At 61.5% G+C, this 19,316-nt stretch carries 18 protein-coding genes; 8 read left to right on the top strand and 10 right to left on the bottom strand.

Features of this window, described 5'->3' with window-relative positions:
- Positions 1-43: 43 nt before the first annotated feature.
- The 5 genes from GXP34_04180 to dxs all read right to left on the bottom strand — a co-directional run bounded on the left by GXP34_04180 (position 44) and on the right by dxs (position 7,202).
- Positions 44-781 carry an amino acid ABC transporter ATP-binding protein gene (locus GXP34_04180; protein NOY55165.1) on the bottom strand — a complete coding sequence of 246 codons (738 nt, stop codon included), beginning with the start codon at positions 779-781 and terminating at the stop codon, positions 44-46.
- Between the two features lie 13 nt (positions 782-794).
- On the bottom strand, positions 795-2,525 hold the full coding sequence (locus GXP34_04175) for an amino acid ABC transporter permease (protein NOY55164.1): 1,731 nt from the start codon (positions 2,523-2,525) through the stop codon (positions 795-797).
- Positions 2,522-4,048: an ABC transporter permease subunit gene (locus GXP34_04170; GenBank protein NOY55163.1), complete on the bottom strand. Its 1,527-nt coding sequence runs from the start codon at positions 4,046-4,048 to the stop codon at positions 2,522-2,524. The genes GXP34_04175 and GXP34_04170 overlap by 4 nt, the downstream gene beginning before the upstream one ends.
- Positions 4,049-4,106: 58 nt before the next feature.
- Positions 4,107-5,204, bottom strand: coding sequence for an amino acid ABC transporter substrate-binding protein (locus tag GXP34_04165; GenBank protein NOY55162.1), 1,098 nt, complete (start codon positions 5,202-5,204; stop codon positions 4,107-4,109).
- Positions 5,205-5,354: 150 nt separating this feature from the next.
- Complete coding sequence (gene dxs, locus GXP34_04160) at positions 5,355-7,202, bottom strand: 1-deoxy-D-xylulose-5-phosphate synthase (protein ID NOY55161.1); 1,848 nt, start codon at positions 7,200-7,202, stop codon at positions 5,355-5,357.
- A 192-nt stretch (positions 7,203-7,394) separates the two neighbouring features.
- Between dxs and GXP34_04155 the strand changes: the two genes are divergently transcribed.
- The 6 genes from GXP34_04155 (at position 7,395) to GXP34_04130 (ending at position 12,241) form a co-directional block, all read left to right on the top strand.
- Positions 7,395-8,168: a basic amino acid ABC transporter substrate-binding protein gene (locus GXP34_04155; GenBank protein NOY55160.1), complete on the top strand. Its 774-nt coding sequence runs from the start codon at positions 7,395-7,397 to the stop codon at positions 8,166-8,168.
- Between the two features lie 88 nt (positions 8,169-8,256).
- Positions 8,257-9,015, top strand: coding sequence for an amino acid ABC transporter permease (locus GXP34_04150; GenBank protein NOY55159.1), 759 nt, complete (start codon positions 8,257-8,259; stop codon positions 9,013-9,015).
- 16 nt (positions 9,016-9,031) lie between these two features.
- Positions 9,032-9,766, top strand: coding sequence for an amino acid ABC transporter ATP-binding protein (locus GXP34_04145; GenBank protein NOY55158.1), 735 nt, complete (start codon positions 9,032-9,034; stop codon positions 9,764-9,766).
- Positions 9,767-10,004: 238 nt separating this feature from the next.
- Positions 10,005-11,168, top strand: coding sequence for a sodium dependent phosphate transporter (locus GXP34_04140; GenBank protein NOY55157.1), 1,164 nt, complete (start codon positions 10,005-10,007; stop codon positions 11,166-11,168).
- Positions 11,169-11,178: 10 nt separating this feature from the next.
- Positions 11,179-11,853 carry a hypothetical protein gene (locus tag GXP34_04135; protein ID NOY55156.1) on the top strand — a complete coding sequence of 225 codons (675 nt, stop codon included), beginning with the start codon at positions 11,179-11,181 and terminating at the stop codon, positions 11,851-11,853.
- A 199-nt stretch (positions 11,854-12,052) separates the two neighbouring features.
- On the top strand, positions 12,053-12,241 hold the full coding sequence (locus GXP34_04130; GenBank protein NOY55155.1) for a hypothetical protein: 189 nt from the start codon (positions 12,053-12,055) through the stop codon (positions 12,239-12,241).
- A gap of 1 nt (position 12,242) precedes the next feature.
- Here the strand turns inward: GXP34_04130 and GXP34_04125 are convergent, their stop codons facing one another.
- Positions 12,243-13,058, bottom strand: a complete 816-nt coding sequence (locus GXP34_04125; protein ID NOY55154.1) for a DUF2510 domain-containing protein — start codon at positions 13,056-13,058, stop codon at positions 12,243-12,245.
- Between the two features lie 49 nt (positions 13,059-13,107).
- Positions 13,108-13,620: a histidine phosphatase family protein gene (locus GXP34_04120; GenBank protein NOY55153.1), complete on the bottom strand. Its 513-nt coding sequence runs from the start codon at positions 13,618-13,620 to the stop codon at positions 13,108-13,110.
- Between the two features lie 100 nt (positions 13,621-13,720).
- Here GXP34_04120 and ppk1 point away from each other — a divergent pair, with 100 nt between their 5' ends.
- Complete coding sequence (gene ppk1, locus GXP34_04115; protein NOY55152.1) at positions 13,721-15,874, top strand: polyphosphate kinase 1; 2,154 nt, start codon at positions 13,721-13,723, stop codon at positions 15,872-15,874.
- Positions 15,875-15,988: 114 nt separating this feature from the next.
- Here ppk1 and GXP34_04110 read toward each other — a convergent pair whose 3' ends face one another.
- The 3 genes from GXP34_04110 to GXP34_04100 are packed head-to-tail and all read right to left on the bottom strand — an operon-like array spanning position 15,989 to position 17,876.
- Positions 15,989-16,417 (bottom strand): NUDIX hydrolase, encoded by a 429-nt coding sequence (locus GXP34_04110; protein ID NOY55151.1) that lies wholly within the window; start codon positions 16,415-16,417, stop codon positions 15,989-15,991.
- Positions 16,363-17,250, bottom strand: a complete 888-nt coding sequence (locus GXP34_04105) for a CHAD domain-containing protein (protein ID NOY55150.1) — start codon at positions 17,248-17,250, stop codon at positions 16,363-16,365. The genes GXP34_04110 and GXP34_04105 overlap by 55 nt, the downstream gene beginning before the upstream one ends.
- Before the next feature lie 14 nt (positions 17,251-17,264).
- Positions 17,265-17,876 (bottom strand): TetR/AcrR family transcriptional regulator, encoded by a 612-nt coding sequence (locus GXP34_04100; GenBank protein NOY55149.1) that lies wholly within the window; start codon positions 17,874-17,876, stop codon positions 17,265-17,267.
- Between the two features lie 103 nt (positions 17,877-17,979).
- On the opposite strand from GXP34_04100, the gene GXP34_04095 reads away from it, so the two are divergent.
- On the top strand, positions 17,980-19,254 hold the full coding sequence (locus tag GXP34_04095; GenBank protein ID NOY55148.1) for an adenylosuccinate synthase: 1,275 nt from the start codon (positions 17,980-17,982) through the stop codon (positions 19,252-19,254).
- Positions 19,255-19,316 lie beyond the last annotated feature (62 nt).

Raw genomic sequence — 19,316 nt, 5'->3', positions numbered from 1 at the left:
GCTGACACTACCCGCCTACCAGGTACGAAGTACCTCTGACGTCTCAGAGAATCTGGCTCAGGAACAGCTTCGTGCGGTCGTGCTCCGGCGCGGTGAAGAAGTGCTCCGGAGTCCCCTCCTCGACGATCTGGCCGTAGTCGAAGAACATCACCCGGTCTGCAACCTCCCGAGCGAATCCCATCTCGTGAGTGACCACGATCATCGTCATACCGGAGCGGGCCAGCTCTTTCATGACGTCGAGGACCTCTTTGATCATCTCCGGGTCGAGCGCGGACGTCGGCTCGTCGAAGAGCATGATCTTCGGGTCCATGGCGAGTGCCCGGGCGATGGCGACACGCTGCTGCTGGCCGCCGGACAGCTGCCCCGGAAACTTCTCTGCCTGTTCCGGGATACCGACCCGTTCGAGCAACCGCCTCGCCGTCTCCTCGGCCTCGGTCTTGGTGCGCTTCCGTACCCAGATCTGGGCAAGCGTCAGGTTCTGCATCACGGTCAGATGTGGGAACAGGTTGAACTGCTGGAATACGATGCCGACCTCCGACCGGATCTTCTCGATGTTGCGCAGGTCGTGCGTGAGCTCCACGCCATCGACGATGATCTTGCCGGACTGGTGCTGCTCGAGATGGTTGATACACCGGATGAACGTCGACTTCCCGGAGCCGGAAGGACCGATCACCACCACGACCTCTTGCTCCTTGACAGTGGTCGTGATCCCGCGCAGCACGTGGAAATCACCGAACCACTTATTGAGGTCTTCCACAACGATTATGTCGCGCTCACTCATTTGCGCCCTCCACTCACCGTTCACCAACTCCCAACTTTTTCTCCAGGCGCATGCTCGCGCGGCTCGTGCCGAACGAGAAGATCCAGTAGATCACGACCGCGAACAACAGGCTCTCCTGCATGCTGCCGAGGGATCCCGGTTGATTCGGCACAACGTCCCTGGCAATCCGCAGGAAATCCGCCAAGCCGATGATCGCCACCAGCGATGTATCTTTGAACAGGGTGATGACCTGTCCGACGATGGCGGGGATCACGGCCCGTAATGCCTGCGGGAGCGTGATCAGCACCGTCATCTGAACGGTGGAGAGCCCCACCGCCTGGGCGGCCTCGCGCTGCCCCTTCGGGATCGACTGAAGGCCGCCACGAATGTTCTCTGCCAGGTAGGCCGCGGCGAACAACGCCACGGCGATCATCGCTTTGATGATGTCGTCGAGGCGAATATCTTGCGGTAGGAAGCGGTTGATCACCAAGTTCGCGAAGAACAGCACGGTAATCAACGGGACACCACGAACGACCTCGATGTACCCGGTGGAGAGCAGCCGGAAGATGGGCATGGTCGACGTCCGCCCCAAGGCAAGCATGATCCCGATGGGGAACGCCAGGACGATACCTGCGATAGAGAGCAGGAACGTGAGGTTCAGCCCGCCGATGAAGTCGCCGAGCACCGGTATCCCGGTCTTGGCCATCGCCATCGTCATGAAGTACGCGATGAGGAGGTCCATCACGACCCACCCGATCACCAGCCCTTTGCGGCCTTGGTCCGTTCCACCGAACGTCGGCGCGGCAAGGCCGAATACCGCCAGGGCCAGAAGGAGAAATCGAGGCAGCATCGCGATCGAGGTGAACCACGAGGCTATGGCCGCGACGAAGAGGAGCGCCGCGACGAGCTTGGCCACCTCTCCCGGATTCGCAGACCCTGCCCACCACATGTACGCGGCACCGACAATCGCGAAGGCCGCCGCGAAGGGGATGACCATCGTCGTCACCGGGACGGCGCTCACATCGGGGTCTCGTTGGATCACGAGGTACACGAGGGGAAGCGACAAGAGCCAGAACGCCACGAGCGAGCTCCGCGTGACGGCGTTCGGGATCCAATCCCGAACGACAAGGCCGACGATGTAGGCACCGATGAAAACCGCCGCCTGCACCGTCAGCGACACCTTGGTCCCCGTCTCGATATGCAGAGCCCATAGAACGGCAAGCACCGCGACCAGCGTTCCGATCAGCACCCACATTGTCGATATCGTCTCGGCTTCTTCACCGCCGGACCACAACAGCTTGATCAGCCACGAAGCGGCCCAGCAGATCACACCGACAACGGCAATCCAGATCCGTACGATTGCCGGAATCGAAACGAGGGCAGCGAGCACCAGAAGGCTCGAGCCGACACTGGCTGCGACCCGAGCAAGGCGTGCCGGTGTGAGATGGCCACCGACCCGCCAGATCGCAAGGCTGAGACCCGTCAGCGTAAGGACCAGGCCGAGCGTCACCCACATCCGGCCCATCACCTCCGGCGGATACACGTCCGTCCAGTACAGCTTCATGTTCGGAGGGATGACGTACCATTTGCGCTCAGGGGCAAAGACGAACGAGAACAGCCCCCGGATGGCCAGCGCGGCTATCGCGATCGATGCGATGCTGAGGACGGAGTTGAAGAACGAGGAGAACAGATTCTCCTTCGACCATCGAGTCCAACGTTCGAGAGGAGTGACCTCTTGCGGAGGTGGGGGTCCCTGTATCGTCATCGCTCCACCAGCTGCACTCTTCGGTTATACCAGTTCACGATGGCGCTCAGCGTGAGGCTCACGAACAGGTAGAACGCCATCCAGAGCAGGATGACCTGTACGGTTGCACCTGTCTGGTTGAACAGCGTTTGGCCCACGGCCACGACCTCCGCATAGCCGACCGCGATTCCCAGCGAGGTGTTCTTCGCGAGGTTGAGATACTGGTTGCCCATCGGCGGCAGAATGACCCGGAACGCCTGCGGGAGCACGATCATCCGCAGCAACTGCCCTCTGCGCAGTCCGACCGCCAGCCCCGCCTCGGTCTGTCCTTTCGGCACGGCGAGAATGCCGCCCCGGACGATCTCCGCGATGAACGATGCCGTATACAACGTGATGGCTATCCATACGGCGAAGAAGAACTGGGTCATCGTCATGCCGGTCGGCGCCAACTGGAGGAACTTTCCAGTGACCACGGCCCCCGGACGGCCGAACTGGACGATCTGCCCGGTGCGAAGCCAGTCGTACTTCGTGTCGGCGAACTCGAAGAACTTCTGGAATCCATCGAGGATCCCGTTCGTGATGCCGGGGATCAGGATGAACACGGCGGCTCCAAGCATCCCGAGAAGGCCGGCGAAGATGATCCGGAAGTAGTCGTCGTCGGTCAGCTTGGCCAATCCGGCAGGGGTTCGGCGCGAATCGAGGAATCGTTTGATCCACAAGAACCCGATGCCCGCCGAACCGGCTGCGAGGATGACCTGACCGAGCAGTGTCGGGGTCGAGCGGAAGACCCAGCCGATCGCGCCGAAGATCCACCCGAGAAAACCGGAGAGCGGATATGCCCACCATCCGACGACGGCGAAAACCAGGAAGGTTCCGATCGAGAAGAGGAACTCGTGGCCGGCCTTCCCGGTCTCCTCCAGGCGCCGAACACGCCAGCGGAACACGAAGCGCGCCGCGATCAGGCCTGCGACGACGAACGCGATCCATTGCCAAAAGACTTCCCGGGGAAAGAACCAGGGAATCGAGACTCCTTTGTTGGTGATGTAGAACCAGCCCTCGATGGGTCCGTTGCCCGTCGCTTTCAGGATGGGGAAGCTGCCGGCGATGTAGAACCAGAACACGATCTGGACGAGGAGCGGAATGTTCCGCATCAACTCGATGTAGACCACCGCCACTTTCGACACGATCCAGTTCGACGAGAGGCGTGCGATGCCGATGATCACACCAAGGAACGTCGCCGCGAAGATCCCCGTGACCGTCACCCTGAGCATGTTGACGACACCGACGAGGAGAGCTTCCAGACCGGTCTTGGGGACGGTCGCGAAGCCCTCGGCGAGCCTGATCCCCGGATTGTCGCTCAGGAATTTCCACGAGAAGGGAAGGCCTTGCGCCTTCAGGTTGTTGGAGGCGACCGTAACCGCGGCGACCGCCGCCACGATCAGCGCGAGAAGAACACCGATCTGTCCCGCCCACTTCAGGAAGGCGGCATTGCGCCACAGCGGAGGTCGCGCGTGTGCCTGAGATGTCTCGCGCGCCTGACTCACACCCCTCCTCCTCTAGGTGGTTGGGGGACGCATTGCGTCCCCCAACACGTGTCTCTGTCTAACGGGCCGGCGGTGCGTACAAGAGGCCACCGTTGATCCACAGGGCGTTGAGGCCCCGCTTCAATCCGAGCGGCGTCAGGTACCTGTCGTACACCTCACCGTAGTTACCGACTTGCTTGATGACGTTGTAGAACGCATCGGCGGACAGCCCCATGGCCGTCTGCTTCTCTCCATCGCCACCGAGGAGACGACCGATCTCGCCGGTGGGCGGATTGGCCTTCATCTCGTCGACATTGGCGCTCGTGACACCGTTCTCCTCTGCGATGAACATCGCGAAGATCGTCCACCGTACCGCGTCGGCGAAGATCGCATCGCCCTGCTTGGTTGCAGGACCGAGGGGCTCCTTCGACAGCGGCACCGACGGGAAGATGACCCAGTCGCCTGGCGCAGGCTCATCGGTCGACTTGCGGGACACGAGGCCCGAACCGTCCGTCGTCACCGCGTCACACGCACCATCCTTGAAGTTCTGCAACACAATGTTGAAGTCTTCGAAGGTCGTCAGCGTGAATTTGACACCGATCGCGTCGAGCGCTTCCTGGATGTTCTTCTCGGTCGTGGTTCCGGCATTGGTGCACACAGTCGCACCCTGAAGGTCGGCAAGCGTCGAGTCGGCGGTGAAACCGTCGGCCGTACGCGCCATGACCTGCTGGCCGTCGTAGTACGTCGTCGGTGCGAACGTCAGACCCAACTCGCCATCGCGGCTCTGGGTCCAGGTCGTGTTCCGACTCAGCACATCGATCGATCCACTGCTCACGGCTTCAAACCGCTGTGCGGCCGTCAGTGACGTGAACTCCACCTTGGTGGAGTCGCCCAGCACGGCAGCGGCGATTGCCCGGCAGAGGTCGGTGTCGAAACCGACGAACTTACCGGACGAGTCCTTGGACCCGAATCCTGGCAGCGTCTCGTTGACCCCGCATCTGAGAACGCCGCGTTGCACGATGGTGTCGAGCAAGCTTCCCGAAGTCGTTTGCGCGGGCGCGGCAGTTGTCGTCGTTGTCTCGTTACCGGCAGTTGTCGATGTCGCTTCTCCGCCGCTTGCACAAGCAGCAGCAATCATCGCAAAGACAACCACCAGTAAAATGATTCGTTTCCTCATCCGACCTCCAGCTCTAGACGTGCGGGGAACCCGCAGCCGTAACAACTTAGTGGCGGGGCAACGGCGACTTCAACTAGTTCCAGGCAACGATTGGGAGAAAACTCCTCGACGAACGCATCGAATATGCCCGCGATGGAGGGATCAGGCGTTTCAGGCGAGGAAGACGGCGATGCGACGAGCGAGGGCGTCCGGATCCATATGGACCGATTCGAGCACCTCGCCGGCTGCTCCAGCGGGCAGGAAACGGTCGGGAAGCCCGATCGTATGAACCTTGCCGGCAAGGCCCTCGGAGCTCAGGATCTCCATGACCCCTTCCCCAAAACCGCCGGAGAGCACATTGTCTTCGATCGTCACGACGTGAGATACGGCTCGAGCCCAATCGCCGAGCCTCCTGTCCATGGGCTTGACCCAGCGGGCGTTCACGACCCCGACCGAGATGCCTTGCTGCTCCAGCATCAGGGCCGCCTTCATCGAGGGCTCGACCATGCGACCCACGGCAAGGATCATGACGTCGGCTCCCGGCCGGAGCTCTTCCCAGACGCCAACTTCCAGCGGCTCCACGGGGAGTTCGGGAAGCGACCCGGCCGGTCCCTTCGGGAATCGGATGGCCATCGGGCCTTCCGCCTCGAGGGCCGTCTCCACCATCGCACACAACTCGACGGCATCCGACGGAGCCCCGATCACCATGTTGGGGATCATTCTCAGATAGGACAGATCGAACGCGCCATGATGAGACGCCCCGTCGGGGCCGGTCACACCGGCACGGTCGAGGAGGAAGACGACAGGCAGTTCGTGCAGTGCGACATCCATCGTGATCTGATCGAACGCCCGTTGGAGGAAACTCGAGTAGATGGCCACGACCGGGCGGAGACCGGACATCGCAAGGCCTGCGGCAAGCGTCACGGCGTGTTGTTCCGCGATCCCGGTGTCGATCACCCTGTCCGGGAACTCGTCGGCCATCTCGGCCAATCCGGTACTCGAGATCATCGCCGCGGAGATCGCGATGAGGTCCTCTCGTTCTCTTGCCGCGTGGACGAGCGCCCGACCTGCGACATCGGTCAGTTTCAATTCCGAATTCTTCGGACGGCCGGTGGGCACGTCGAACGACGGCACCCCGTGCAGCTTGTCGACTTCATCACGAACCGCCGGTTCGTAGCCTCTGCCTTTCTCGGTGACGACATGCACCACCGTCGGCTCATCGAATGTCCGGGCGTGGGCGAATGCCTCCTCGAGCGCGGCGATGTCGTGGCCGTCGATCGTTCCCGAGTATTTCAAGCCCATCGCGTCAAAGACGGTGCCGGGCTCGATCAACTGCTTGAAACCCTCCTTGAGCCTGCGAGCAAGCTCGTCGGCACTTTCACCGACCGCCGGGATGCTTCGCAGGAGCTTGCCGAGCGTCCTCTTGGCCCACTCATAGCGGGGGTCGAACCGAACGTGAGCGAGTGCAGCGATGCCGCCGACGGTCGGTGCGTAGGAGCGTCCGTTGTCGTTGAGCACGATGACCAGGCGAGGAGGGCGCAGAACGGCGATATGGTTCAACGCCTCGTAGGCCATGCCGCCCGTCAGGGCACCATCGCCGATCACGGCCACCGTGAAGCGATTGTTCCTGAGCCGGGCATTCGCTATCGCGTTGCCGAGCGCATAGCTGAGCGCGGTGGACGCATGGCTGTTCTCGACCCAATCGTGCTCGCTCTCTCGACGATTCGGGTAGCCGGACAATCCGCCGAACGAACGGAGGGTGGAGAAGTCGTGTCGACCGGTAACGAGCTTGTGGACGTACGCCTGATGTCCGACGTCGAAGATGATGCGATCACGGGGGCTGTCGAAACTGCGGTGGATGGCCAGCGTCAACTCGACGATACCGAGGTTGGGTGACAGATGGCCCCCCGTATTGCTGATCTCGTCCACGAGATACGTCCGGATCTCTCCACAGAGTTCCTCGAGCTGTTCCGGGGTGAGGTCTTTGAGATCGGCCGGCTCGTTGATGCGGTCCAGCAGACCTTCGTTCATGGGGAATCCTTGGTGGAGTCTCGGCGTCGCACCTGGAAGCTATCACCGACGCGCGACATCAGATTAGTGCCGAAAGCGTCGAAAAGGAGAGTCCGGAGCCGGGGCGCATGTGCAAGCCGGGCACATCGTGCGTAACATTCGGCGTAGGGCGCGGCCCGCGCTCAGGAGGAGGAACACCCAATGAGACGAACGAACATCGCTCTCGTGCTCGTACTCGTGTTGGCTCTCGTGGCGACGGCCTGCGCGACGGGATCGAGTGGTGACTACAAGTTGGTCAAGCCAGACACTCTCACGATCTGTACCGACGCACCCTACCCACCGTTTGAGTTCCAGGCCGACGACGGCTCCTGGACCGGATTCGACATGGACCTCATGTCCAAGATCACCGACGGTCTCGGACTGAAGATGGAGGTCACCGTCCAGCCGTTCGACGGCATCTGGCTCGCACCGCAAGCGGGAACGTGTGACATCGTGGTCTCGGCCATGACGATCACCAAAGAACGCGCGGCAAACGCATTGTTCTCCGACCCGTACTTCGACGCCGACCAGTCCCTGCTGATCCGAAAGGCAGATGCGGGCTCGATCAAGACGCTGGCAGACATGGCCGGCAAGGTGATCGGAGTCCAGACAGGCACTACCGGCGAGATCTACGCACAGGAGAACGCCCCTGCAGACGCGACGCTCAAGTCGTTCGACGAGCCTGCAGCCATGTTCCTGGCCCTGCAGTCGGGCGATATCGACGGCATCCTCCAGGACTTCCCGGTCAACTTGGATCGCGCAAACCAGGACCCGAACTTCGTGGTGACACAAAAGTTCTTCACCGGCGAGCAGTACGGCTTTGCAACGAGCAAGGACCGCACCGCGCTGATGGATGCCATCAACGCCGAGCTGAAGAAGCTCAAGGACAACGGCGGCTATGACGAGGTCTTCCAGAAGTACTTCCCTGGAGCCTGACGCATCACTGGAATCGTTTGTGGGGACCCGGTAGGGTCCCCACAAACGTGAAGAAGGAGACGATGTGAGCAGGCGACAACGTGCGAAGATGATTCGCGGTGTCGTCTACGTCATAACACTCGCCGCCTTGGTCGGCGTGTGGTATTCAATCAACTGGGCAGTGTTCGCTCAGGCACTCTTCAATTGGGACGTAGCGAAGGGGCTCTTCCCTCTCATCCTGACGCAGGCGGCACGCAACACCCTGATCTTCACCGCGTTCGGCTTCTCCGGCGGCTTGGTCCTGGCCCTGATCATCGCACTCATGCGTATCTCCGTCATCAAGGCATACCGGTGGTTTGCGTCTATCTACATCGAGATCTTTCGTGGTCTCCCGGCCCTCCTCACAATCCTGCTGATCGGCCAGGGCATTCCTGTTGCGACGGGATTCAGACTGCCTGGGACCTACACGAATGGCAGCTTCGCCCTTGCGATCGTGGCTGCCGCGTATATGGCCGAAACGATTCGAGCCGGCATCGAAGCCGTCCCGCGGGGGCAGATGGAGGCAGCTCGATCGTTGGGCATGCCATACGGGACGGCCATGTCCACAATCGTGATCCCACAGGCTTTTCGCATCATCATCCCGCCCATGACGAACCAGCTGGTCGCGCTCCTCAAAGACACGTCACTGATCTCGGTGCTCGGTGTAACCGCGGCGACGAAGGAACTCACCCGGTTCGGACGTGATCATGTGATCATTACGGCGAACGCGACGCCCTTCATCGTGGCCGGCTTGGTCTACCTCGCGATGACCCTCCCGATGACCAGGGCAGTCGCGATCCTCGAGAAACGAGTTGCTCGTGCCCGCTGACGCCACCAAGACCGTGATGCCGCCGATCCAGGTCATCGACCTCCACAAGTACTTCGGCCCGCTCGAAGTCCTCAAAGGTATCGACTTCGTCGTCAATCACAAGGAAGTGGTGTGCATCATCGGGCCTTCCGGATCCGGCAAGTCGACGCTGCTGCGGTGCATCAACCGTCTCGAGGAGCCCACCGCAGGGAAGATCTTGATCGAAGGCGAGGACATCACCGACCCGGATGCAGACGTCGACGCGGTGCGTACCCGGATCGGCATGGTCTTCCAACGGTTCAACTTGTTCCCCCACCTCACCGTGATCGGCAACCTGACGATCGCCCAGCAGAAGGTTCTGAAGCGCAGCAAGGATGAAGCCGAAGACGTGGCCCGCAAGATGCTGGAGCGAGTCGGGCTGCTCGACAAGATCGACGAGTTCCCGATCCGTCTCTCCGGCGGCCAGCAGCAGCGCGTGGCCATCGCCCGATCCTTGTGTATGAACCCCGACATGATGCTCTTCGACGAGCCGACGTCGGCACTCGATCCCGAGCTCGTCGGCGAAGTGCTGGACGTCATGCGCACGCTCGCCGAGGAGGGCATGACGATGATGGTCGTCACGCATGAGATGGGGTTCGCCCGCCAGGTGGGAGACCGGGTCACCTTCATCGATGGCGGTGTCGTGGTCGAGGAAAACACACCGGAAGAGATCCTCATGCACCCACGGGAAGAGCGTACCCGCAAGTTCCTCGAAGCGGTCCAGCACTACTAGCCCCTCGGCCGGGGCCGTTCGGGGTATCGGTGCCGAGGCACTAGGAGGCTCGCTTCGCTCACCGTACCTGGTACTTGGTACCTCGTACTTCGTATCGCAACCTCAGATCGACCCAAGACCGTAGGGCGGACGTGGCGGCTGTTGGAGCAACCACTGGAACTCGCCCTCGTGCCCGGTACTTCGTACTTCGTATCGCGACCTCGGGTCGACTCGAACAGCAACCGAGAACTCCGATGGTATGGTCTGGCCGGCCGCGGAGGGAGAAGTGAGCATCGGCTTCCGGGATCGGGGAACCAAGTGGGCGCAAGCCGCCTTGGTGCTACTCCTGCTCTACGTCTTCCTCGTCGGGGTCAAAGCTCTCGAATCCGGCATCAAAGCCTTCGGGGCCGACTTCACCGACCGGCTCTTCCAGGAGGTTTCACACCCCATCGCGGGCCTGTTCGTCGGCATTCTCGCCACGGTGCTCGTCCAATCTTCCTCGGTCACGACATCGACCATCGTGGGGCTGGTCGGCTCAGGCATGCTGACGGTCCCGCTCGCCGTCCCGATGGTCATGGGGGCCAACATCGGCACGACCGTCACCAACACCCTCGCGTCGCTCGGTTTCTTGAGACGGTCGCAAGAGTTCCGTAGAGCGTTCGCCGGAGCGACGATGCATGACTTCTTCAATCTGCTCGCCGTGCTGGTCTTTCTCCCTCTCGAACTCACCACTCACTTCCTGTCCCGGTCGGCAACAGTGCTCGCCGGCCTGCTCGGAGCATCGACGACGCTGCAATTCGAGAAGCCGGACAGCCCGATCAAGACTGCCGTGAAGGCACCGGTGAAGCTCATCGATGCCGCACTCCAGAGCACGGGGGCGCATCAGGCACTCCTCGGAACACTTCTCTTGATCATCGGCATTGCTCTCATCTTCGTTGCCCTGGCATTCATCACCAGAACCATGAAGCAACTGATGGCAGGACGCATCGAGCGCTCTATGAACGCGGTCCTCAGCCGTGGCGCCGGCGTCCCGGCCATCATGGTCGGGCTCGTAATGACCGTCGCCGTGCAGAGTTCGAGTATCACGACTTCGCTGCTCGTTCCCATGATCGCCGCCGGTGTGCTTACGCTCGAGAACGGGTTCCCGGTGACACTCGGCGCAAACGTCGGAACAACCGCGACCGCGCTCCTGGCCGCTCTCGCCGCCGACCGTCCCGAGGGCCTGATCATCGCGCTGGTCCACACCCTGTTCAACGTCGGCGGGATCCTCGTCTTCTACCCTGTTCGGGCCATTCGGGAGATCCCATTGTGGCTCGCGAGGAAGCTCGCCGCCGTCGCCGAGATCCGAAAGTCTGCGGTCCTGGTGTACGTTGTCGGTGTATTCGTTGTTCTTCCCCTGATGGGTCTACTACTTTTGGACTGAGGAGACACACATGGTGATCGAATTCTTCCGGGGAAGCTCGGATAGCGAACTCGAAGCAATCGAACAGAAGATCCGGGCGATGATCGTCGATGGCAGGCACACGTTCGATGCAGCCACCGACGCCCTGCTCGCCGGAGCCGATCCTGTCGTCGTCGGAGCCGACATCAGGGAGACCGACCGACGAATCAACGAGACGGAACGCGAGGTGAGACGCGAACTCGTCGTCCACGTCAGTGTCCACGGAGCGAAGGCCGACCTGCCAATGGTCTTGGCGTCGATGAGTGTTGCAAAGGATGCCGAGCGAGTCGGTGACTACGCGAAGAACATCTGGGATCTCGCGAATGCGGTCGGTCAACTGCAAGCCGGTGAGAACAAGGAACAGCTCCTCGCCGATCGCCGCTGGGTCTCCGCGTTCGTCGCCGAGACGGCGAGGACGTTCAGCGCTCGTGACGAAGAAGGTGCACGGAAGCTCATCCTCGAGGGAGACGGAAAGCTCGATGAGTTCGACGCACACGTACTCGAGCAGATCAATGCCGACACGTTACCGTCCCAGGCCGTGCCCCAGGCGCTCTACTACCGGTACTGCAAGAGGATCACCGCTCATCTGATGAACATCCTGACATCGCTCATCGTTCCGATCGACCAGCTCGATTTCTACGACGAGAAAAAGACCGACCGGTGGTAGCCGTAGCCTGACATCGATGCGTGTCTTGGGGATCACCGTCGTGCCGCGGGCCGAAGACCTCGACCGTGCAATCTCCCTCGGGTAATCCGTCGTCGAGTTCGATGTCACCCGCCGACACGAATCCTGGGCGTCGCCACCGGCGCCCCGACTCAGCGTCCCTCTCCCCACAGGCCACGACGGTTCGACGGTCCTGTCGGGCGTGAGACTCGAAGTCGACCATCTCGAGCGGGCTATCGAAACCCTCAGGGCCAACGTTGGCTCGGCCGTCGAGACGGCGGCGCGCAACCCGAGACAGCCGTTCATCATCGCCCTCATGCACGGCATCGAAGGCAGCCCCTTCTCGGTCCACGGCCAACGACCGGGCGTCCAGCAGCAGCGGTTGCCCTGAATCAGTTCCAGCCGCGGCTGTCCTGTTTGAGTGCCGTATCGACTGTCAGCGCCGACGCGATCACGAGACTGCGCAGCGGTTCGGTGAGTTCGCGCTCGATCTTCACAACGTAGTTGTCGGCGGTCGTGAACGCCGTCTTCAGCAGCCCCTCCCACGTCTTCGTGATTCTCGCCACCTCGGTACCGGATGCATCCTTGATGCTGAAATTCCACGCCCGCCAGTTCTCCGCATCGATCGACCCCACATTCTGACCGCCTGCCTCCAGGGAGAACTTGATCTTGCCGAACACGTTCTTCTGACGCACCGTGCCGATCTCGTTTCCCGACCCGTCCGCAATCTGGAATCGCGACTTCACGATCTTCCTGGGCCTGGTGATGGTCAGCAGCACGTTGTCCGCCATGTCGACCACCTGCAGCATGTGCGTCATGTACTGGTCGAGGTTCGAGACGACCCGTGCGATCTTCTTCAGGGCACTCTGCCCTACCTGCCGGACCGCGGCGATCTGTTTGCCGTTCTGGTCGTAGATCGCGTACTCGTTGTTGACCTCGATGAGTTTCGTCTTCTGGTTGACGACCAGGACCCGTTCGCTGAACACCGTCCCGCCGCCGGTAGGAGCATCAACGATCCCGGCTTGATCCTCGACCTGGCGTTGGATCTTTTCGGCAGCCGCATCCCCTGGAGTTCCGAGTTCGAGCGGATCGACCGACTGGGTACCGGCATCTGCAACCTGGTCGGTCCATGCAGAGCCATTCCAATAGCGATGCTCATGCCGTTTCGCCGGGTCCGGATACCAGTCGGGGGCAGGAAGGTTGGTCATAGCCGCACGCTACTACGAGGGAATTCCCCGGCACATGACCCTCCAGTTCTCAGGAACCGTCGCCGAGGACTTTTCCCAGGAGTCGTGGTGTCACGAGCCAGCGGAGCTCGCCGGTGCCCGGTTCCGCGTCGACCCATGTCGCCGCAGGTAAGTCGATCCTCGCCACGGCCGCCGTTGGAAGCGGGTGACGTCCGCCTCCGACCAGCGATGAGAGCAACAGCGACCAGGTAGGTTCATGCCCGACGATCATGAGCCTCGTCGTGTCCTCCGGTTCGGCCCTGACTTCTCGAAGAACGGCTTCGGACCGAGTGTTGTAGAAACGGTCCGTGACACGAAGGGGCGCACCCCAAGCCCCTGCGTCCGACGCCAACCGGACCGTCTGGTCTGCCCGCACCGCAGAAGATGTGATGATCGCGTCGGGAATCTCTCCTGCGTCGCTCAGGAAACGGCCCATCATCTTGGCTGCTTTCACTCCACGATGCGCCAGTGGACGCTCGTGATCGTGGCCGAACGCCGCGTTCCAATCCGACTTCCCGTGACGCATCAGCAGCAGAATCTTCATTCGGTCTTCAGCGTACCCACGACCACAAATGGAACGAAACGGTATATTCGGCACAGAAGAGGCCGATATACCACTCTGCAGCCCTTCTGGAGCCCGACCAATGGTCACATCCGAGCCGCTACGGCACTCGATCAACCTGGATGATCCGTCCCTGTTCATCAACAGGGAGCTGAGCTGGCTGCAGTTCAACAGCCACGTTCTCGAAGAGGCGCTGGACAGGCGACATCCGTTGCTCGAACGGGTCAAGTTCCTCTCGATCTTCGCGTCGAATCTCGACGAGTTCTTCATGATCCGCGTCTCTGGCCTGCGCCGGCAGCTCGAATCCGGCGTTCTCGAAGCTCCCCCGGACGGCATGACCCCGTCTGAACAGCTGGCCGAGATTCGCAAGACGTTGATCCCGCAACTCGATATGCATGTGGACTGCTACAAGAATGACCTCATGCCGGCCCTCGCCGAAGCCGGGCTCGCCATACTCCCGTACGACCAGCTGAAACGAAAACAGCGCAAACTGCTTCGCCGCCACTTCAAGCGGCAGATCTTCCCCGCTCTGACTCCGCTCGCCTTTGACCCCGGAAGGCCTTTCCCGCACATCGCAAACCTGAGCATGAATCTCGCGGTGTTGGTGAACGACTCCGACCGAGGGGAACTCTTTGCGAGACTCAAAGTCCCTGCCGTGTTCCCTCGTCTCCTCCGCGTCCCAAGCGAAGAGAAGGCCGATAGTTACGAGAACCTTGGCCTTGTACATTCCAGCAACACGTTCGTCTGGATCGAAGAGGTAATCGCAGCCAACCTCGACTTGCTGTTTCCAGGGGTTGAGATCGTCGCGGCGTATCCGTTCCGCCTCACACGCGATGCCGATGTCGAGATCGAGGAAGACGAAGCTGCAGATCTCTCCGTCGCCGTCGAACGCTGGGTTGGACTCCGGCGCTTTGGCTCTGCCGATCGATTGGAGATCGACCAGGCGATGCCCGAATGGGTGCGCGCCATGTTGATCAAGAACCTCGGGCTCGCCCCATACCAGGTGTTCGCCTTCGACGGTCCGCTCGGTCTCACAGATCTGATGGAGCTCACACAGGTCGACCGACCCGATTTGAAAGACGAGCCGTTCAAGCCGTCCATCCCACCGGCTCTTGCAGGAGCAGACAACATCTTCGCTGCGATCCGCCAGCAGAATGTGATCCTCTATCACCCGTACGACAGCTTCATGCCGGTCGTCGACTTCCTCCGCCAGGCGGCACGCGATCCCAAGGTGCTGGCGATCAAGCAGACCCTGTATCGCATCGGACCCAATTCCCCGATCGTCGACGCACTCCTCGAGGCACGCGAGGACGGCAGGCAAGTCAGCGTGCTCGTGGAACTCAAAGCTCGGTTCGACGAAGAAAACAACCTGGGCTGGGCACGTGCCCTCGAGAAAGCGGGGGTGCATGTCGTCTATGGACTCGTCGGGTTGAAGACCCACGCGAAGATGACCATCGTCGTGCGCCGAGAGTCGACAGGCCTTCGTCGCTATGTGCATTTGGGAACCGGGAACTACAACCTGGTCACGGCGCGCGTGTACTCGGACTTCGGGCTGTTCACGATCGACGAGGACATCGCCGAGGATGTCTCCGAACTCTTCAATGTCCTCACCGGTTATGCCCATCAGTCCAAGTACCGAAAGCTCCTCGTCGCACCGACCGCCATGCGTTCCGAACTCCTCGAACGGATCGAGCGTGAGATCGAACGACATCAAACGCACGGTGATGGATACCTGGCATTCAAGATGAACGCCCTTGTCGACAAACAGATAATCCAGGCGCTCTATCGCGCTTCGCAAGCCGGTGTGAAGATCGATCTCCAGGTGAGAGGCATTTGTGCCCTCCGCCCGGGTGTTCCGGGTGTGAGCAGCACGATCTCCGTCAGCTCCATCGTTGGCCGGTTCCTGGAACACACGCGCATCTACTACTTCCACAACGGTGGTGACGGAGAGGAGCTGTTCCTCGGAAGCGCCGACCTCATGCCCCGCAACCTCAACCGACGGGTCGAGCTGTTGTTCCCCCTCGAAGGCGCCGATCTCATTCTCGTAAGAGATGCGGTGCTTGCCGTTCACCTCAAGGACACGGCACAGGCTCGGATTCTCCAAGCAGATGGCAGCTACCGCCGCGCCGACGGCGACGGCGACGGCTTCGACAGTCAGCAATGGATGCTGGACAACTGGGGCTTTCGAGGAAGCGACAGCGAGGCAGCAATCACCCAACTGCGACCGCCCGGGTAGGAGTCGGTCGTCGGTCGTCGGTCGTCGGTCGTCGGTCGTCGGTCGTCGGAGCGTTCCCGACAAGAGCACACCACGTCAACCACCGATGGCTGAAAACTGAGAACTGAAAACCGGCTACTTGATCAGCGCCAGAAGCTTCCTGTCGAGATCGTGCGTCAGCCGCCCGACGGCTTCTTCCATGGGAACCCATTCGACCGCGTCGATCTCGGCGTCGGGCTCGTGATCGGCCACGTCACCCCCGACCACCTCCATGAGCCAGTACCGAACGATCTTCTGGCGGCCATCGGCGTCAACGTACTCCACATCGGACAACCACCGACCCAGCCGACACCGCAGCCCCGTCTCTTCCTCGACCTCTCGCAGCGCTGCGTCGTGAAAACTCTCGGAACCGTCGAGCTTGCCCTTCGGAAAACTCCAGTCGTCATATTTCGGCCGGTGGACGAGAACAACCGAACGATCCCTCGGAATGACCCCTCCGGCTGCGCGAATCACATCCACTTCCTCAGCTCCTTGCGGTTCAGGGCGACGAAGGCCGGTTCCCAGTCGGCTTCCGCCTGCCTCCGTCGGACGAGTTCCAGCCCGGCGAGCTGTCCAAGTGCAACGGCGTACCGGGGGGCGAGTCGGCGAGCGACGCCGACGAGGATCCGGTGTCCCACCACGGCATCATGGTGCTCCCCGAGAACGTCCTGGACGATCGCCGCTGCGGCCGCGAATCGATCGGCCTTGCGTCCGATTGCGGGTGCCACGAGCTCTGCTCCGTAACGGACTCGCTTCGTCAGAACACGAATCCGATGCAGGGCGGCACCGTCCTTCGGCCCTGGCTCCCTCACCGCGGATTTGAGACAGTTCCAGCGTCTCCGAACCAGAGGAGGCATCACTTTCCTGCCCCGACGGTCGGCCTCGGCCTTCAGGGGTGGCGAACACGCCCACGCGGTCAGCCTCTCGGCAAGCCCCTCGAAGGTCTCCAAGTACACATGCAACCGAACGAGACCCTCTTCCCGGCGACGGCCGAAGGCTCCGAGCAGTGCCTCGGCCACGAGCTGGTCGGTCTCATCGAGTACTTCCATGTTGTCGGCAACCCAATGCATGAAGACATCACGGTCGCGGACTTCTCCGAGCGCCGCCGCGAGAGGCTTCAAGTCTCGCCGCAAGGCCCGAGCACTCCCTTCCAAGAGTGGACCGAACGTTCGCAGATCAGATCGAAGGCGCCGCGTCGCCACGCGCGCCTGGTGGATCGATTCGGGATCGCTCTCCGACAAGTTCTTGAAGAGTCGTGCGCTGGAACGTGCAAAACCGTGCGTCAGAAGCTCACCCGCAGAGGGATCATCCGGCAGATCGTGAACACGGATCTTCGGATAGATGGCACCGGCAGCCATGATCTCCCGCCCCTCTACCCAACGGACAAGCCATGGAGAAGAAACTCTTCCATAGAGGCAGTCACCTCTTGCATCCGGTCGGCTGGATCGGGTCGAACGATCAACGCCTTGGCAGCAGACATGATCAGATCCTGCAGGAATCGCCCTGCCAAGTCGACCGGAATCGCCCGGAGCTCACCCGCCTCCACGCCTTCTCCGTAGATGCGGGCCAACGCGTCCGTGAACTCCGCGTGGGCGCCGCGCACTCGACGTTGGGCCTTGCGCGAAAGCTTCGGGATATCTCGGTGAAGAATCAGTCCAAGCGTCGGGTCGGTCCCCACGAACTCGACCATTCCCCTGGCCAGCTCGGCGATCTGATCGGCATACGGAGCCGCGGTATCCACAGACTGGACGAGACGGTGCAGCAGCTTCGGTAGCTCCAGTTCGACCAAGGAGACGACCAGGTCCTCCTTGTCGGTGAAGTACTCGTACAGCGTGGTCCTCCCGATGCCCACCTTGGCGGCGATGTCGGCGAGTGACGTTCCCTGGTACCCGAGATCGTGGAAAAGGATCTGTGCAGCCCCAAGGATCTGCATTCGCGTCAGTTCCTTATGTTCGGCGATGTTGCCGGCGCGGATTCGCGGCATTGCAGAGCCCTCCTCGACTGATCCACACCATCCTATCGACAGGCGGAGGATGTTCCTGAACGGCGAAAGGCTCCATGGAGCGATCTCGATGTACCATCTGCGCATGACTGCAACGATCGTTCTCGGTGCCCAGTGGGGCGATGAAGGCAAGGGAAAAGTCACCGACTACTTCTCGGAAGGCGCCGACTACGTCGTGCGATACCAGGGGGGAAACAACGCCGGTCATACCGTCGTGGTGGGCGAGGAACGTTTCGCTCTCTCCCTCGTTCCTTCAGGCGTCATGAACCCGATGTGCACACCGGTCATCGCCTCCGGATGCGTGGTAGACCCCGGTGTGCTGCTCGGAGAGATCGACATGCTCGCGTCTCGGGGAGTCGACCCTTCGCGCCTCCGCCTCTCCTCGAATGCCCATGTGATCATGCCTTACCACCGCAAATTGGACGCCGTCAAAGAGCGCTATCTCGGACGGCAGAAGATCGGCACGACAAAGAAGGGCATCGGGCCCGCGTACACCGACAAGTACGCACGCCAGGGAATCAGAGTCCAGGACCTCTTCGACGAGAAGATCTTTCGCAACAAGCTCGACATTGCGCTTGAAGAGAAGAACAAGATCCTGACGCGGGTCTATAACCAGCTCCCCCTCGACGGGCATCAGATCACGGAGGAGTACCACGAGTATGCAGAACGTCTCCGGCCATACGTGACGGACACCTCTCTACTCATCTGGTCGGCTCTGCGAGACGGCAAGAGAGTGCTCTTTGAAGGTGCCCAGGGCACACTGCTCGACATCGACCATGGAACATACCCGTTCGTAACCTCCTCGAATCCGTCCGCAGGAGGCGCTCTGACGGGCTCAGGTATCGGTCCGAAGGCGATCGACCGCGTCGTCGGCGTCGCAAAGGCATACATCTCCAGGGTCGGAACCGGGCCCTTCCCAACCGAACTCGACGATGAGGTCGGCGAGACCATGGTCCGGGTGGGGGGCGAGTACGGAACCGTGACCGGGCGGCGGCGCAGATGCGGCTGGCTGGATCTCGTAGCACTGCGGTATTCGGTCAGAGTCAACTCTCTCACCGACCTGTTCATCACGAAACTGGACATCCTCTCGGAGTTCGACACGCTCAAAGTTGCCACTGCCTACAGCTCGCTCGGAGATCGCTACACGGAGCTGCCCCGTCAACAGCGAGTGCTCTACAACTGCACTCCCGTCTACCAGGAGCTGCCCGGCTGGCACAATGACATCTCGGCGGTGCGCCGGATCGACGACCTGCCGAAAGAGGCCCGAACCTATCTCGAGTTCATCGAAGAGAGCACAGACGTTCCCGTCCGATGGATCTCGGTCGGTCCGGAGCGCACACAGGTGATTCCTGTGGAGTAGGCCTCTGTCGAGTACCAGGCGCTTCGTTGCGCGGCCTCGGATCGACACACGACCGTGCGGTG

It is taken from the genome of Actinomycetota bacterium (genome assembly GCA_013152275.1).
GTDB lineage: Bacteria > Actinomycetota > Acidimicrobiia > Spongiisociales > UBA4744 > BMS3Bbin01.
The sequence above is the reverse complement of the archived record's forward strand: the minus strand, read 5'-3'. Positions and strand labels throughout refer to the sequence as shown.

Bases quoted from the DNA above. Each gene is read 5' to 3' on its own strand.
- GXP34_04180 (NOY55165.1), bottom strand. From the start codon at position 781: ATGAGTGAGCGCGACATAATCGTTGTGGAAGACCTCAATAAGTGGTTC.
- GXP34_04175 (NOY55164.1), bottom strand. From the start codon at position 2,525: ATGACGATACAGGGACCCCCACCTCCGCAAGAGGTCACTCCTCTCGAA.
- GXP34_04165 (NOY55162.1), bottom strand. From the start codon at position 5,204: ATGAGGAAACGAATCATTTTACTGGTGGTTGTCTTTGCGATGATTGCT.
- GXP34_04155 (NOY55160.1), top strand. From the start codon at position 7,395: ATGAGACGAACGAACATCGCTCTCGTGCTCGTACTCGTGTTGGCTCTC.
- GXP34_04150 (NOY55159.1), top strand. From the start codon at position 8,257: ATGATTCGCGGTGTCGTCTACGTCATAACACTCGCCGCCTTGGTCGGC.
- GXP34_04145 (NOY55158.1), top strand. From the start codon at position 9,032: ATGCCGCCGATCCAGGTCATCGACCTCCACAAGTACTTCGGCCCGCTC.
- GXP34_04140 (NOY55157.1), top strand. From the start codon at position 10,005: ATGGTCTGGCCGGCCGCGGAGGGAGAAGTGAGCATCGGCTTCCGGGAT.
- GXP34_04135 (NOY55156.1), top strand. From the start codon at position 11,179: ATGGTGATCGAATTCTTCCGGGGAAGCTCGGATAGCGAACTCGAAGCA.
- GXP34_04125 (NOY55154.1), bottom strand. From the start codon at position 13,058: ATGACCAACCTTCCTGCCCCCGACTGGTATCCGGACCCGGCGAAACGG.
- GXP34_04120 (NOY55153.1), bottom strand. From the start codon at position 13,620: ATGAAGATTCTGCTGCTGATGCGTCACGGGAAGTCGGATTGGAACGCG.
- ppk1 (NOY55152.1), top strand. From the start codon at position 13,721: ATGGTCACATCCGAGCCGCTACGGCACTCGATCAACCTGGATGATCCG.
- GXP34_04105 (NOY55150.1), bottom strand. From the start codon at position 17,250: ATGGCTGCCGGTGCCATCTATCCGAAGATCCGTGTTCACGATCTGCCG.
- GXP34_04100 (NOY55149.1), bottom strand. From the start codon at position 17,876: ATGCCGCGAATCCGCGCCGGCAACATCGCCGAACATAAGGAACTGACG.
- GXP34_04095 (NOY55148.1), top strand. From the start codon at position 17,980: ATGACTGCAACGATCGTTCTCGGTGCCCAGTGGGGCGATGAAGGCAAG.